The sequence below is a fragment of the Curtobacterium sp. MCLR17_044 genome (assembly GCF_003234435.1).
Classification (GTDB): domain Bacteria; phylum Actinomycetota; class Actinomycetes; order Actinomycetales; family Microbacteriaceae; genus Curtobacterium; species Curtobacterium flaccumfaciens.
Genome location: NZ_QKTC01000012.1, coordinates 97,555 through 112,076 on the forward strand (window position 1 = coordinate 97,555; position 14,522 = coordinate 112,076).

A 14,522-nucleotide genomic window follows, 5' to 3' on the forward strand; every position below is an offset into this window, starting at 1 on the left:
GCGACGCAAGACACCGGTGTTCGCGCTCCGAACACCCGCAAACCGCGGTGCGATCGGCGAACACCGGTGTTTTGCGACCGTCAACGGGGAGCTAGGAGCGCTTGACGGCTCCGAGCCGGGGCAGGCGCGGGATGTTCGCCGTCGCACCGGCCTCGGGCGGGACGATGGTCTCCTGCGCCGCGGTCACCACGACGTCGTCGGCCTCGAGCCGCAGGATCGCGGTGGGGTCGAGGGAACGCTTCACCACGGCGAGCCCGATCGGACCGAGCTCGTGGTGGATCGCGGACGCCGACAGCCGACCGACCTGCTTGTCGTCGAGCAGCACCGAGGTGCCGGGCGCCGGCAGCACGCCATCGGACCCGTCGAGGTGCAGCAGCACGGCCCGACGCGGCGGGTGCCCGAGGTTGTGGACCTTGGCGACGGTCTCCTGCCCGCGGTAGCAGCCCTTCGACAGGTGCACGGCGGAACGCAGCCAGTCGAGCTCGTGCGGGATCGTCCGCTCGTCGACGTCGGACAGGGTCGGGCGCCAGGCGGCGATCCGCAGCGCCTCGTACGCGAGCAACCCCGCGACGGGCACGTCCGACGCCGCGATCGCGGCCGCGGTGCCGGGGGTGACCACGGCGATGCGGAGGGTCCAGTCGGAGCCGGGGTGGGCCTCCTGGTCGGCGTAGCCCCATCCGCCCGGCGTGACGGCGCCCCACGGGTCGACCCACTCGGCGACGGGCGGTTCCGGCAACTCGACGGACGCGAACGGGGCGTCCGCCCCGAACCAGCCGAGGGTGACGAAGTCGTCGGAGCGGTCAGCGACCTCGACCCGGAGCATGAAGCGCATCGAGTCGAGCCACCCGGCGAGCGGCGCAGCGTCAGCGCGCTCGGTGAGCAGCCAGACCGTCGCACCGTCGTCGACGACGCGGGCCGCGTGCTCGACGCGTCCGGCCTGGTCGAGCACGAGCGTCTCGGTGCTGACGCCGGTCGGCAACCCGGTGAGCTGCTGCGAGGTGATCGAGTTGAGCCACGACAACCGGTCCGGTCCGGAGACGGTGACGACACCGAGTCCGAGCTCGACGACGGCACGCCCCCGGGTCAGCAGGCGCTGCTCCCCGATCGGGTTGCCGAAGTGCGCGGCGACGGAGTCGGCCGCGACGAAGCCGTCCCGCGCGGCGAACACCGACATCAGTCGACCTTCGCGAGCTGCCCCGAGGCGTGCGAGGTGAGTTCGCGACCGAGCGCGGCGATGTCCCACGCCCAGAAGAGCTTGCCCTCGACCAGCCCGTACAGGCGGGTCGCGGCGGAGTAGTCCTTCGCGTTCGGCGAGCGCAGCACGGCGTCGGTCGACAGGTCGATCCGGCCCTTCAGCACCCGGCCGACGTAGAGCTCGTTGACGCCCGTCGGGTGGATGATCGCGGCCTCGACGTCGAAGCCGTCCGTGGTGTTGCGGAGTGCCTCGACGCTCTCGACCGTGCTGAAGGGCGCGGGCCCGTCGCCCAGGAGCATCGCGGGGCCGCGGTCGCCCGGCTCGGTCGGACGGTCGATCCGCCAGTAGCCCATCTCGGCGGCGAGCGGGGTGTGGTCGTCGTCGAGCAGCCACGTGGTCGACGAGTAGTTGAGGTACGGCAGGCCGTCGTGGCTGAAGCTGACGCGCTGGCCGAACTCGTAGTTCCGGACCTCGTCGTCGTCACCGACCGGGTACTCGACCACACCGGTGCCTTCCCACACGCCGACCAGCCACGACAGCGGGACCAGTTCGGGGGCGAGGCCCTCGGGCAGCTCGATCAACGCTGGCCCTTGAACAGCTTCACGACGACGACCACCGAGATGAACGCGATCGCGAGCGACGCCAGGCCGAGGAGGCCGACGTAGAAGAGCTCGAGCGCAAGCAGCGAATCCATGCTCGGAGTCTACGCGGCTCGGCTCAACGCGCCAGGAGCACCACCGCGGTGACGAGGACCACGACGAACGCCCCGGACGAAGCGATGCTGATCCGTTCGACCAGACCGTCCTTCGTGGCGGTGATGAGCTGCAGCACGAAGCTGACCATGACGCAGGCGACGAAGACGAGCAGCAGCCAGGCGAAGGCGTCGCGCTCGGCCACGGTCAGCACGAGCACGGCCCCGACGACCGCCAGCACCCAGACCGGCAGGACGGACGTCAGCCGCAGGCGACGCTGGTCGGTGGGGTGCACGGGCTCGGTCACGCGCTCCATCATGGCAGGGACGTGCGGAGCGCACGCACCGTGCGGTGCGGTGCTCGCGCCGTGCGGTGCGGTGCACGCGCCGTGCGGTGCGGGATGACGCGCAATCCGTCCGGCCGGATGAGTCCTTCCCGAGCATCACTAGGATGTCTCCACGACGTCATCCACCTCCGGAGGTCCTGTGGCACAGCTCCTGGTACTCACCTCGACCGCGCCCGGAGACGTCCTGCCGAGCCTGGGCCTCCTGAGCCACCGGATCCGCCACGTGCCGGCCGAGGCCGCACAGCTGGTCAACGCCCCGCAGAGCGACCTGATGTTCGTGGACGCCCGCACCGACCTGGTCAGCGCGAAGGCCCTGTGCAAGATCCTCGCCTCGTCGGGGTCGACCACGCCGATCGTGCTCGTCGTCACCGAGGGCGGGCTGACCGCGGTGAACAGCGACTGGAACGTCGACGACGTCGTGCTCGAGAGCGCGGGACCGGCCGAGATCGACGCCCGCATCCGGCTGTCGGCCGGTCGTGCGGCGAAGGGCCAGACGAGCTCGAAGATCCAGGCGTCCGGTGTCGTCATCGACGAGGCCAGCTACTCCGCCAAGGTGCGCGGCCGGCCGCTCGACCTGACGTTCAAGGAGTTCGAGCTCCTGCGCTTCTTCGCCACCCACCCGTCACGCGTCTTCACCCGCGAGCAGCTGCTCAGCGAGGTCTGGGGCTACGACTACTTCGGTGGCACCCGCACGGTCGACGTGCACGTCCGACGACTGCGCGCGAAGCTCGGTGACCTCGAGTCGCTCATCGGCACCGTCCGCAACGTCGGGTACCGCTTCAACGTCTACGACGACGAGGCCGAGCGCCTGATGGGGCAGTAGTGCTGCCCGACCTCGACAGCTTCGTCGCCCCCGGCGAGGCTCCCCCGTTCTCCGACCAGACGCTGGTCGACGTCCGCGCGGGGCGCGCGACCGTCCTGACCGTCGACCACGGGGTCGCGGTGGTCCGTGACGGCGAGCTGGAACTCGTCGTCGCCCAGGAGGCCCGTGGCCAGGGCATCGGCACCGCCCTGGTGACGCAGGCACTCGCGCTGGGCGGCGGGGCCGCTCCCCGGCTCGCGTGGGCGCACGGGGACCACCCGGCAGCGCGTGCGCTGGCCGACCGGTTCGGCTGGCGCGCGGTCCGCACGCTGCTGCAGCTCCGGGCGCCCGTCGCCGACTCCGATGTGGACGTCGCCGCCGACGCTGACGCCGACGTGGCGCTGCCCGACGGCTACTCGCTGTCGGCGTTCCGCCCCGGCACCGACGACGAGACCGACTGGCTCGCGCTGAACGCCGCCGCCTTCGCCCACCACCCCGAGCAGGGTCGGATGACGCTCGACGACCTGCACGCCCGCGAGGCCGACGACTGGTTCTCCGGCGAGGACCTGCTGCTGCTCCGCGACGCCTCTGGGCAGCTCGCCGGCTCGTGCTGGCTCAAGGTCGAGGACGGCATCGGCGAGTTCTACGCCGTCGCCGTGCGGCCCGACCTGCAGGGGCAGCGACTCGGCGGAGTGCTCATACGTGCGGGCACCGCTCGGCTGCGCGGCCGCGGCCTGACCGCCGCCGCACTGTACGTCGAGGGGGACAACGAGCCGGCGCTGGCGCTGTACCGGCGCTCGGGGTTCACGCAGCACGCGATCGACGTGCAGTACGCGGCGCCGGAGCAAATCTCAGGTCACTGATACGCTGCGCCCATGATCCAGGGGGACCAGGGCGGATCGCCCATCGAACGACGACGTCCGGACACACGCTCGGGGGCAGGGCGGTGAACTTCAACCCGTCGCCGGTGTTCCTCGCGATGGCCGCGATGGTCGCCATCCCCGCCGTCGTCACCGCACTCGTCCGCCAGAGCGACCGGAAGCGCCCCCCGTCGGCGGTCGTCGGGGACGAGGCGTACGGCGTGCTCTTCACCGTCCGCGCTCGCCGGTGGAACTACCTGCTACTCCGGATCATCGGGATCGTCTTCATCGTGGTCGGCGGGTTCTTCCTGCTGGCCGCACTCGCCCTGCTCGACGACCCCGACGCGATCGGGATGCTCCTCGGCGGTCTCGGCATCGGGCTGTTCGGGCTGCTGTTCGTCTACCTGGGCGTCGGGCAGAAGCGGCGCCGGGTCGAGGCGTACGACTCCCAGCTGGTCGTCACGCCGATGTTCCGTGCCGCCCGGACCGTCGACCCCGCTGCCATCAAGCACATCCGGCCCACGACGAACCGCTTCGGCGGCCTGGACGTCAAGGTGCACGGCCAGCGCGGGGTGATCAGTGTCCTGTCCATCGATGCCGCCTACCCCGAGTTCTGCGCGTGGCTCGAGCAGCGGGCGCCGGCGCAGTGGGGCGCGTTCGTGCAGGTCTTCGCGCGCTGAGCGCAGCACCTCGGTCCGTCGCGGCCGTTCCTGCACAACCGAACGGTTCACCGCCGGTTTCCACAGCGTCCACCGAGGCCCCTCCGGTGGCAGGGGCCGGGTGGCAGGATGTGGGGATGGACACCGAACCGCAGCTCGACGGCGAATCCGTCGCACCCGACCTCGACGACTTCGACGAGGTCGTCGAGATCGAGCACGAGTCGCTGCCGACGGACCGCTACTTCGACCGCGAGCTGAGTTGGCTGCGGTTCAACCAGCGCGTGCTCGAGCTGGGCGAAGACCGCACGCAGCCCCTGCTGGAGCGGGCGAACTTCCTGGCGATCTTCGCGTCCAACCTCGACGAGTTCTTCATGGTCCGCGTCGCCGGCCTGAAGCGCCGCATCGACACCGGCATCGCCGTCCCGACCAACGTCGGCCGTGCTCCCAGCGACGTCCTGCGGGACATCGCGAAGAAGGCCCACGAGCTGCAGGACCGGCACGCCCAGGCCTTCATCGGGTCGCTCAAGCCCGACCTCGACGCCGCGGGCATCCACATCGAGCACTGGTCCGACCTCGACGAAGCCGACCGGCAGCGGATGCGGGAGTACTTCAACGAGCAGATATTCCCGGTGCTCATGCCCCTGGCCGTCGACCCGGCGCACCCGTTCCCCTACATCTCCGGGCTCTCGCTCAACCTGGCGGTGCGGGTCCGCAACCCGAAGTCGCAGCGCCAGGAGTTCGCGCGTCTCAAGGTGCCGCAGAACTTCTCCCGCTTCATCAAGCTCCCCGACGACAACTCCGGCCGGATGCGCTTCATCCCGCTCGAAGACCTCATCGCGAACCACCTCGACGACCTGTTCCCGGGGATGGAGGTCCTCGAGCACCACGTGTTCCGGGTCACCCGCAACGAGGACGTCGAGATCGAGGAGGACGAGGCCGAGAACCTCATCCAGGCCCTCGAGCGCGAGCTCCTGCGGCGCCGGTTCGGTCCGCCGATCCGCCTCGAGATCACCGAGGACATGGACCCGGTGACCCTCGACCTGCTCGTGCGTGAACTCGACATCACCGAGGAAGAGGTCTTCCGGCTGCCGTCGCCGCTCGACCTCGGCGGACTGTTCGAGATCTCCAAGATCAACCGTCCGGACCTGCACTACCCGAAGCACGTGCCGACCACCCCGGTGCAGTTCCAGCCGGGTGAGCCGAACACGAAGCCGGACCTGTTCCGCGCGATCAAGGCGAACGACGTCCTCGTCCACCACCCCTACGAGTCCTTCGCCACGAGCGTGCAGGCGTTCCTCGAGCAGGCCGCGGCCGATCCGAACGTGCTGGCGATCAAGCAGACCCTGTACCGCACCTCCGGCGACAGCCCCATCGTCGAAGCGCTGATCGACGCTGCGGCCGCTGGCAAGCAGGTCCTCGCCCTGGTCGAGATCAAGGCCCGCTTCGACGAGCAGAACAACATCACCTGGGCCCGGAAGCTCGAGAAGGCCGGCGTGCACGTCGTCTACGGCCTGGTGGGGCTGAAGACGCACTCCAAGCTCGTGCTCGTCATCCGGCAAGAGGGCGGGACGCTCAAGCACTACAGCCACATCGGCACGGGCAACTACAACCCGAAGACCTCGCGCATCTACGAGGACATGGGGCTCTTCACCTCGGACGACACCGTGGGCAAGGACCTCACCCGCCTGTTCAACGAGCTGTCCGGCTACGCCATCGAGAAGAAGTTCAAGCGCCTGCTCGTCGCACCGCTGCACCTGCGGAAGGGACTGCTCAAGCGCATCCAGACCGAGGCCGCCAACGCCCGGGCCGGCAAGCCCTCGGGCATCCGGATCAAGGTCAACTCGATGGTCGACGAGCAGATCATCGACGCGCTCTACCTGGCGAGCCAGGCCGGTGTGCCGATCGACGTCTGGGTGCGCGGCATCTGCTCGCTCAAGCCGGGCATGGAAGGCGTCAGCGACACGATCCGCGTGCGGAGCATCGTCGGGCGCTACCTCGAGCACTCCCGTGCGTTCGCGTTCCACAACGACGGCGACCCCGCGGTGTTCATCGGCAGCGCCGACATGATGCACCGCAACCTCGACCGACGCGTCGAGGCGCTCGTGCGGCTGGTCGCCCCGGACCACATCAACGAGGTGCAGGAGATGTTCGACCTGGCGATGGCCGACACCGCCAGCTCGTGGCACCTGGAGTCCGACGGCGAGTGGACACGGCACTCCACGGACGATGCGGGCCGTCCGCTCGAGGACGTGCAGAATGTGACCATGCGGAAGATCTCGGCCCGGAAGCGCTCGACTCGGTGAGCGGCGGTCCCTCGGGCCCCGTCGTCGCTGCGGGTGCGGTCGTCTGGCGCGAACAGGACGGCACACCCCTCGTGCTGCTCATCCACCGCGACCACCACAAGGACGTCTCCCTGCCCAAGGGCAAGGTGGACCCGGGCGAGGCCGTCCCGACGACCGCCGTGCGCGAGATCGACGAGGAGACCGGGTACCGCGTCCACCTCGGCGCACCGCTCGGCACCGCCGAGTACGTGCTGCCGAACGGCCGCGACAAGGTCGTGCACTACTGGGCGGCCCGCGTCTCGGCCAAGGAGTACGCCCGCGCCGGTGCCTTCGTGCCGAACCACGAGGTCGCGGCGCTCGAGTGGGTCACCATCGACGACGCCCGCAACCGCCTGACGTACGAGCGGGACGTCGCGATCCTCGACCGGTTCGCCGAACGCGCCGCCGCCGGACAGCACCGCACGTTCGCCCTGATCACCCTGCGCCACGCGAAGACGGTGCCCGGCTCGGACTGGGACGGCCCCGACGCCACCCGTCCACTGCTGCCCGTCGGCCGTTCGCAGGCCAAGGCCGCCGCGGCACCGGTCGCGGCGTTCGGCCCGAAGAAGATCGTGAGCAGCACGGCGGCGCGGTGCCTCGCGACCGTCGAACCGCTGTCCGCCGCGACGAAGCTCGGGGTCTCGAGCACCGCCGACATCAGCCAGGACGCCCACGACCGCGGCGCCGCCGACGTCAAGGGCGTCGTCCGGCGCCGGCTCGACAAGGGCAAGACCGCCGTCCTCTGCTCGCACGGCCCGGTGCTGCCCGACATCATCGCCCGGATCGCCACCGCGACCGCCGACGACTCCGGCCGCTTCGACCTGCGCCGCGCCGCGATGCTGTCGGTCGGGGACTTCTCCGTCATGCACATCGCGGGGGACACCCTCGTCGCGGTCGAGACGCACCGCAACACGATCCCGGCGTAACCGGCGACCGCCAGACCGCAGCGCCACCGGACCGCAGCGCAGCCGCCCGGTACCCGGCCACGCGACGGGGCCGCGCCGCGCCCGGGAACGCGATCCGGGCCTCCCGACCGCTCGTCCGCGATCATGCGTGCGCATCTTCCGAACGAGCGCACAGTGCCCCCGATCCTGCTCCCTGCGCGGGAGCGGCGCACGCCGCCCCGACGTGGACAACCCCTCGTTCACCTCCCGTTCACCAGCGGGGGTGATTGCGGTCACCTCGCGTCCCTACAGTCGCTCCCGGGTCGGCACCGGCCCAGGGACCGCAGTGGTCCCACTGCATTCCATTCCCGAAGGGACCCCTGTGAACATCAAGCGAATCGGTTCGATCGCAGCAATCGCGATCGCCGGCGCAGTCGTGCTCTCCTCGTGCGCGGCAAACGAGGACGCGGGCAGCACCGAGTCCTCCTCCACCAGCGGCAGCGACTACTCGAAGCTCTCCGGCACCCTGACCGGCTCCGGCTCGTCGGCACAGCAGACCGCGCAGGCCACCTGGGCCGCCGGTTTCCAGAACGAGGCCTCGGGCGTCACCGTGAACTACACCCCGGACGGCTCGGGCGCTGGTCGCGAGAACTTCATGTCGGGAGCCGCGGACTTCGCCGGCTCGGACGCCGCGCTGAAGGACGAGGAGCTCTCGGGCAAGTTCGAGTCCTGCAAGGCGGACACCAAGGGCATCGACATCCCCGTCTACATCTCCCCGATCGCCATCGCGTACAAGGTCGACGGCGTCAGCGACCTGACCCTCGACGCGAAGACCATCGCGGGCATCTTCTCGGGCAAGATCACCAAGTGGGACGACTCCGAGATCGCCGACCTGAACAAGGACGCGAAGCTGCCGGACGCCGACATCACGGTCGTCCACCGCTCCGACGACTCGGGCACCACGCAGAACTTCTCGGAGTACGTCTCCGCGAACGCCTCGGACGTCTGGACCGAAGAGCCCAGCCAGACCTTCCCGTACTCGGTCGGTGACAGCGCGAAGGGCACCTCCGGTGTCGCCTCCGCGATGGGCAACGCCACCAACGCCATCACCTACATCGACGACTCCGGTGCGGGTGACCTCGACCGCGCGAAGCTGATGGTCGGCGACAAGGCGACCGAGATCTCGGCCGACGGCGCCGCGCAGGTCGTCGCCGACTCGAAGATCGCGACCGGCCGTGAGGACAACGACCTCGCGATCGACATCGACCGCAAGGACACCGCTGACGGTGCCTGGCCGCTGGTCCTCGTCTCCTACGCCATCGCGTGCCAGGAGTACAAGGACGCCGACAAGGCCGAGCTCGTGAAGGGCTACCTCGACTACGTCGTCTCGAGCGCCGCTCAGGACGCCGCTGCCAAGGAGGCCAAGTCGGCCGCCCTCTCCTCCGACCTCGCGTCGAAGGCCAAGGACGCGGTCGCTTCCATCAAGTAAGGCCCCCTGAGCGCCCGGACGCCGGTCCCACCCACTCGACCGGCGTCCGGGCACTCAGCCGTCCAGGACCCCACCCGGACGCGAACCCGTCCAGGACCCACCCGGACGCGCACCCGTCCGGGCCCACGGCCCGGACGCGCACCACCACCCCAGAACCCGTCGCCTCCCCCGGCGTTCCTCCGACAGGAGTACCCCATGACGACCGCACCGGCCCAGCCAGGGGCCACCGTCACCCCGATCAAGCCGAAGCCCGTCGTCCGTGTCGGCGACCGCGTCTTCTCTGCCGCCTCGGTCATCGCCGGCGGCCTCATCCTCTTCGTGCTCGTGCTCGTCGCCGCGTTCCTCGTCTGGCAGAGCATCCCGGCCTTCTCCGCCAAGGTCGGCGAGCTGCCGGGCAAGGCCACGAACTTCTGGGACTTCGTCGGCCCCCTGGTCTTCGGCACCGTCTGGTCAGCGCTCATCGCGCTCGTGATCGCCGTGCCGCTGTCCCTCGGGATCGCCCTCTTCATCTCGCACTTCGCGCCGCGTCGACTCGCGCCGGTCCTCGGCTACGTGATCGACCTGCTGGCCGCGGTGCCGTCGGTCGTCTACGGCCTCTGGGGCATCGCCGTGCTGGCGCCCCTGGTGAAGCCGTTCTACGTGTTCCTGAACGAGTACATCGGCTGGTTCCCGCTGTTCTCCGGCCAGGTGTCCGGCACCGGTCGTACGATCCTGACCGCGTCGATCGTCCTCGCCGTCATGGCGATCCCGATCATGACCGCGGTCATGCGTGAGATCTTCCTGCAGGCCCCGACCCTCAACGAGGAAGCGGCCCTGGCCCTCGGCGCGACCCGCTGGGAGATGATCCGCCTGTCGGTCCTGCCGTTCGCGAAGTCCGGCATCGTCTCCGCGATCATGCTCGGCCTCGGTCGTGCTCTCGGCGAGACGATGGCGATCGCGCTGGTGCTGTCGGTCTCGACGAACGTCACGTTCCAGATGCTGACGTCGCAGAACCCCTCGACGATCGCCGCGAACATCGCCCTGCAGTTCGCCGAGGCATCCGGCACGGCCCTGAACGCCCTCATCGCGTCGGGTCTGATCCTCTTCGTCATCACCCTGGTCATCAACATGCTCGCGCGGTACATCGTCCGCAGCCGAGTCAGCTGAGAGGTCGCACCCGATGTCCCTCGCGCTCCGTCAGACCGGCACCGCCGGCAACGTCTACGCCAACGGCAAGCTGCACGCCTCCGTCCCGTGGCTGCTCCTCGTCGGCAGCTGGGTCGCCCTCGTCCTGGTCTTCGCCCTGCTCAACGCGGGTGGCGCCGTCAAGGACTTCAACGTCGTCGCCGCGATCTTCCTCGGCACGGTCCTGTTCGACGTCCTCATCGTCGTCATCTCGCGCATCGTCGAGGGTGGCCGCAAGGCGGTCGACCGCCTGGTCACCTCGCTCGTCATCACGGCGTTCGTCATCGCGGTCCTGCCGCTGGTGTCGCTGCTCTGGACGGTCATCGCCAAGGGCGTCGCCCGCTTCGACGCGAACTTCTTCTCGTACTCGATGCGCGGGGTCATCTCCGAGGGCGGCGGCGCAGTCCACGCCCTCATCGGCACGCTCGAGATCACGCTGTTCGCGGCGCTCATCTCGGTGCCGATCGGCCTGCTCACCTCGATCTACCTGGTCGAGTACGGGCGCGGCGCACTGGCGAAGGGCATCACGTTCTTCGTCGACGTCATGACGGGCATCCCGTCGATCGTCGCCGGCCTGTTCGCCTACGCGCTCTTCGCGCTGTTCCTCGGCCCGGGTGCCCGCTTCGGCCTGGTCGGCTCCGTCGCCCTGTCGGTGCTGATGATCCCGATCGTCGTGCGCTCCACCGAAGAGGTGCTGAAGATCGTCCCGATGGAACTCCGCGAGGCCTCGTACGCCCTCGGGGTGCCGAAGTACCTCACGATCCTCAAGGTCGTGCTCCCCACCAGCCTCGCCGGCATCACCACCGGCGTCATGCTCTCGATCGCCCGCGTCATCGGTGAGACCGCCCCGCTGCTCGTCACGGCCGGCTTCACCGCGAGCATGAACTACAACCTGTTCCGTGACCCGATGATGACCCTGCCGGTGTACGCGTACACGCAGTACTCGCAGCAGGGCGCCAACCCGGTGCCGTTCGTCGACCGGGCCTGGACCGCGGCCCTCGTGCTCATCCTGATCGTGATGCTGCTCAACCTGCTCGCCCGGTTCATCACCCGTCTCTTCGCCCCCAAGCTCAGCCGCTGACCCTCCGCCCCCGCGGAACCAGCGACACCACCCACCCAGAAGGATCAACGTGTCCAAGCGCATCGAGGTCGACGGCCTCAACGTCTACTACTCGAAGTTCAAGGCGGTCGAGGGTGTCGACATCACCATCGAGCCCCGCACCGTCACGGCCTTCATCGGCCCGTCGGGCTGCGGCAAGTCCACCTTCCTCCGCACCCTGAACCGCATGCACGAGGTCATCCCCGGCGCATGGGTCGAGGGCTCGGTCAAGATCGACGGCGACGACCTGTACGGCGCCGGCGTCGACCCCGTGCTCGTCCGTCGTCAGGTCGGCATGGTCTTCCAGCGTCCGAACCCGTTCCCCACGATGTCGATCCGCGACAACGTGCTGGCGGGCGTGAAGCTCAACAACAAGCGCGTCTCCCGCTCCGAGGCCGACGACATCGTCGAACGCTCGCTGCAGGGTGCGAACCTGTGGAACGAGGTCAAGGACCGCCTCGACAAGCCCGGCATGGGCCTGTCCGGTGGGCAGCAGCAGCGTCTCTGCATCGCCCGCGCGATCGCGGTCGAGCCGGACGTGCTCCTGATGGACGAGCCCTGCTCGGCCCTCGACCCGATCTCGACCCTCGCCATCGAGGACCTGATCGAGGAGCTCAAGAAGGAGTTCACGATCGTGATCGTGACCCACAACATGCAGCAGGCGTCGCGCGTCAGCGACAAGACGGCGTTCTTCAACATCGCCGGCACCGGCGCCCCCGGCAAGCTCATCGAGTTCGACGACACCGCGACGATGTTCTCGAACCCGTCCGTGCAGGCCACCGAGGACTACGTCTCGGGCCGCTTCGGGTGATCGGCATCCGTCCGTCGCGCTGACGGACGGCCTGGAGGCCCGGTGCACGTCCGCCACGGACGCGCACCGGGCCTTCGTGGTTGCGCCGGGTGCGACGGCGACCCGCGGGACGTGCGCATGTTCCGACGATCCACGCGTCGATCGACTCGTGGTTCGTCGCTCGATGCGCACGCAGACGTTGCGTGCGCATGTTCCGACAGTCCGCGCGTCGATCGACTCGTGGAACGACGAAAGGTGCCCGCGCATCGACTGCACGGGCACCTTCCGGAATGCGTCAGGCCGTGGTGGTGGGGACCGCCATGATCGGCGAGGTGGTCGGCTGCTCGGAACCGCCCTCGGGCTCGACCGTCATCCCGATCGTCGCGCCCTCGGACATCGCGCCCTTGAGCACGGCGGAGTGCACACCGTCAGCAGCACCGTCGACCAGGCCGGCCGACTTGATGGTGCCGCCCTGCTCCTCGGAGCCGATGTACCAGAGCTCGTACGTCTTGCCCTTCGGCGCCTGCTCGACACCGTCGAGGATCACCGCGGACTTGCCGAGGTCGTTCGACCACACGACCGTCGCCGAACCGCCGCCCGCGACCTTGGTCGTGGTGCGCTGGAAGTCTGAGGCGGCGTAGATGCGGTCGAGGCCGCTCGAGGCCTGCGTGGTGCCGGTGCCGGAGCCGTTCGGGTCGAAGATCGATCCGACGCCGAGTCCGCCGAAGAAGACCGCGGCGACGGCAGCTGCGGCCGTCAGCATGACCGCCGGACGCTGGAACCAGCGACGGCGAGCCTCGGACGATGCCCGGCCACCGGCGGTGGGGCCGTCGGCGATCGAGGCGACGTGCCTGGCGGGCTCGGGACGGGCCTCCTGGACGGAGGTGGTCTCGGCGACCGGAGTCTGGTCGACCGTCCTGTCGGCGAGGGGCGCGGCCTGGGGGGTCGTCGCGATCCGGGCCAGCAGCGACGCCTTTAGCGACGCGGGGGGCTCGATCGGTGCGACGGCGTAGGCGAGCTGCAGCGCGGTCTCGCGCAGGGAGTCGTTCTCGGCCTGCAGCTCGGGGGACGTCCGGAGGGCGTCCTCGAGGAGCGCGCGCTCGTCGTCGGACAGCGCGTCGAGTGCGTGGGAACCCGTCATCAGTGCGGGGTCGTCGTGGCGTTCGGTCATGAGGTCACCCCCATCTCGTCTCGGAGTCGGATCATCCCGTCACGGAGACGGGTCTTGACGGTGCCGATGGGGACACCGAGGTGTTCGGCCATCTCGCTGTGCGAGTAGCCGCCGTAGTACGCGAGTTGCACGGCCTGCCGCTGGAACTCGGTGAGCTTCGCCAGCGCTCGGCCGACGCGCTCGTGCTCGATGCGGATCTCCACGGACTCGGAGACCTGGTCGAAACCGGCCTCGAGGTCGCGGATGCCGATCTTGGTGTCGCGGTCGTGCGACGACTGCGAGGCACGGACCCGGTCGACCGCTCGGCGGTGGGCCATGGTGAGGACCCAGCTGGCGGCCGTCCCACGCTTCCGGTCGAAGCGGGTGGCCTGCTGCCAGACCTCCAGGAAGACCTCCTGCGTGACCTCTTCCGACTGCGCGCGGTCCCGGAGGAGGCGCGTGATCAGACCGAGGACCCGACCGGAGAGTGCGTCGTAGAGGTCCGCGAAGGCGGCTTGGTCACCGGCGGCGACCCGGGCGAGGAGGTCGTCCGGCGATGCCTGAGCTGGCTCTGACGAGCTCCAGCGTTCGGTGTCGCTATCCACGAGGGCAAGCATTGCAGGTTTCCCTCCTCTCGGTTGCTTTCGTTGACCAGGCGGGTAGCACGAAGCCCCCGCATGGGCGGTCGAGACGAGGGGCCGGCGTGACCCACAGGGAATTGACCGGCGGTGCCGGTCCGGGTCACACCGGGCCTCTCGCTTCGTGACGGGCATTCCGTCCGTCACGCAGATGATTCGGTGCGGTCCCCGCTGTGGATTGGATGGGGGTCGGGATTTCTCGACGGGATGGGCGCGGCGGGCCTGCACCGGGGTGCGCGCGGGCACGCCCGGGGCCGGTTCTGTCCACCATGAGTGAACAGGGTCGAGTGATCAGCCGACGTCTCGTAGACTTGGTCTCGCCGGGCCGCAGCAAGCCCCGGGCTCCAAAATTCGCCGCTTCGAGCGGCCTCGCGCCGAGAGGCGCTTCTGCGGCCCGGTCTTTTTGTGCCCGGACGCGGTCGCGTCCGGGTTT

At 69.6% G+C, this 14,522-nt stretch carries 14 protein-coding genes; 9 read left to right on the forward strand and 5 right to left on the reverse strand.

Annotation, left to right across the window (positions count from 1 at the left end; translation table 11 throughout):
* Window positions 1–91: 91 nt before the first annotated feature.
* The 3 genes from DEJ04_RS10380 to DEJ04_RS10390 form a co-directional block, all read right to left on the reverse strand.
* Window positions 92–1,174 carry a folate-binding protein YgfZ gene (locus tag DEJ04_RS10380; RefSeq protein ID WP_111047016.1) on the reverse strand — a complete coding sequence of 361 codons (1,083 nt, stop codon included), beginning with the start codon at window positions 1,172–1,174 and terminating at the stop codon, window positions 92–94.
* Entirely contained in the window at window positions 1,174–1,776 is a 603-nt protein-coding gene (locus DEJ04_RS10385) for an FABP family protein (RefSeq protein ID WP_111047017.1), read from the reverse strand. Before DEJ04_RS10385 ends, DEJ04_RS10380 begins: the two co-directional genes overlap by 1 nt.
* A 136-nt stretch (window positions 1,777–1,912) precedes the next feature.
* Entirely contained in the window at window positions 1,913–2,194 is a 282-nt protein-coding gene (locus DEJ04_RS10390; RefSeq protein ID WP_128780538.1) for a hypothetical protein, read from the reverse strand.
* Window positions 2,195–2,372: 178 nt separating this feature from the next.
* Here DEJ04_RS10390 and DEJ04_RS10395 point away from each other — a divergent pair, with 178 nt between their 5' ends.
* The 9 genes from DEJ04_RS10395 to pstB all read left to right on the forward strand — a co-directional run bounded on the left by DEJ04_RS10395 (window position 2,373) and on the right by pstB (window position 12,322).
* Window positions 2,373–3,056 (forward strand): response regulator transcription factor, encoded by a 684-nt coding sequence (locus tag DEJ04_RS10395; RefSeq protein ID WP_017888078.1) that lies wholly within the window; start codon window positions 2,373–2,375, stop codon window positions 3,054–3,056.
* Window positions 3,056–3,898: a mycothiol synthase gene (gene mshD, locus DEJ04_RS10400; RefSeq protein ID WP_111047018.1), complete on the forward strand. Its 843-nt coding sequence runs from the start codon at window positions 3,056–3,058 to the stop codon at window positions 3,896–3,898. The genes DEJ04_RS10395 and mshD overlap by 1 nt, the downstream gene beginning before the upstream one ends.
* 83 nt (window positions 3,899–3,981) lie before the next feature.
* Complete coding sequence (locus DEJ04_RS10405; protein ID WP_111047019.1) at window positions 3,982–4,575, forward strand: hypothetical protein; 594 nt, start codon at window positions 3,982–3,984, stop codon at window positions 4,573–4,575.
* Between the two features lie 116 nt (window positions 4,576–4,691).
* The gene (locus tag DEJ04_RS10410; RefSeq protein ID WP_071404719.1) at window positions 4,692–6,857 is read left to right on the forward strand and encodes an RNA degradosome polyphosphate kinase; all 2,166 of its coding nucleotides are present in this window, start codon (window positions 4,692–4,694) and stop codon (window positions 6,855–6,857) included.
* Complete coding sequence (locus DEJ04_RS10415; RefSeq protein ID WP_071404718.1) at window positions 6,854–7,801, forward strand: NUDIX domain-containing protein; 948 nt, start codon at window positions 6,854–6,856, stop codon at window positions 7,799–7,801. The genes DEJ04_RS10410 and DEJ04_RS10415 overlap by 4 nt, the downstream gene beginning before the upstream one ends.
* A 340-nt stretch (window positions 7,802–8,141) precedes the next feature.
* Window positions 8,142–9,248, forward strand: a complete 1,107-nt coding sequence (gene pstS / locus DEJ04_RS10420) for a phosphate ABC transporter substrate-binding protein PstS (RefSeq protein WP_071404717.1) — start codon at window positions 8,142–8,144, stop codon at window positions 9,246–9,248.
* 195 nt (window positions 9,249–9,443) lie between these two features.
* The gene (gene pstC, locus DEJ04_RS10425) at window positions 9,444–10,394 is read left to right on the forward strand and encodes a phosphate ABC transporter permease subunit PstC (protein WP_111039029.1); all 951 of its coding nucleotides are present in this window, start codon (window positions 9,444–9,446) and stop codon (window positions 10,392–10,394) included.
* A gap of 13 nt (window positions 10,395–10,407) precedes the next feature.
* Entirely contained in the window at window positions 10,408–11,493 is a 1,086-nt protein-coding gene (gene pstA, locus DEJ04_RS10430; RefSeq protein ID WP_111024123.1) for a phosphate ABC transporter permease PstA, read from the forward strand.
* Between the two features lie 49 nt (window positions 11,494–11,542).
* The gene (pstB, locus tag DEJ04_RS10435; RefSeq protein ID WP_027466631.1) at window positions 11,543–12,322 is read left to right on the forward strand and encodes a phosphate ABC transporter ATP-binding protein PstB; all 780 of its coding nucleotides are present in this window, start codon (window positions 11,543–11,545) and stop codon (window positions 12,320–12,322) included.
* Between the two features lie 274 nt (window positions 12,323–12,596).
* Here pstB and DEJ04_RS10440 read toward each other — a convergent pair whose 3' ends face one another.
* Together DEJ04_RS10440 and sigK are read right to left on the reverse strand one after the other, a co-directional pair.
* Window positions 12,597–13,472 carry an anti-sigma factor domain-containing protein gene (locus tag DEJ04_RS10440; RefSeq protein ID WP_111047020.1) on the reverse strand — a complete coding sequence of 292 codons (876 nt, stop codon included), beginning with the start codon at window positions 13,470–13,472 and terminating at the stop codon, window positions 12,597–12,599.
* A complete protein-coding gene (sigK, locus tag DEJ04_RS10445) occupies window positions 13,469–14,068 on the reverse strand; it encodes an ECF RNA polymerase sigma factor SigK (protein WP_027466633.1) in 600 nt (199 codons plus the stop codon). The genes DEJ04_RS10440 and sigK overlap by 4 nt, the downstream gene beginning before the upstream one ends.
* Window positions 14,069–14,522 lie beyond the last annotated feature (454 nt).

Bases quoted from the DNA above. Each gene is read 5' to 3' on its own strand.
- DEJ04_RS10380 (WP_111047016.1), bottom strand. From the start codon at position 1,174: ATGTCGGTGTTCGCCGCGCGGGACGGCTTCGTCGCGGCCGACTCCGTC.
- DEJ04_RS10410 (WP_071404719.1), top strand. From the start codon at position 4,692: ATGGACACCGAACCGCAGCTCGACGGCGAATCCGTCGCACCCGACCTC.
- pstC (WP_111039029.1), top strand. From the start codon at position 9,444: ATGACGACCGCACCGGCCCAGCCAGGGGCCACCGTCACCCCGATCAAG.
- pstA (WP_111024123.1), top strand. From the start codon at position 10,408: ATGTCCCTCGCGCTCCGTCAGACCGGCACCGCCGGCAACGTCTACGCC.
- DEJ04_RS10440 (WP_111047020.1), bottom strand. From the start codon at position 13,472: ATGACCGAACGCCACGACGACCCCGCACTGATGACGGGTTCCCACGCA.
- sigK (WP_027466633.1), bottom strand. From the start codon at position 14,068: ATGCTTGCCCTCGTGGATAGCGACACCGAACGCTGGAGCTCGTCAGAG.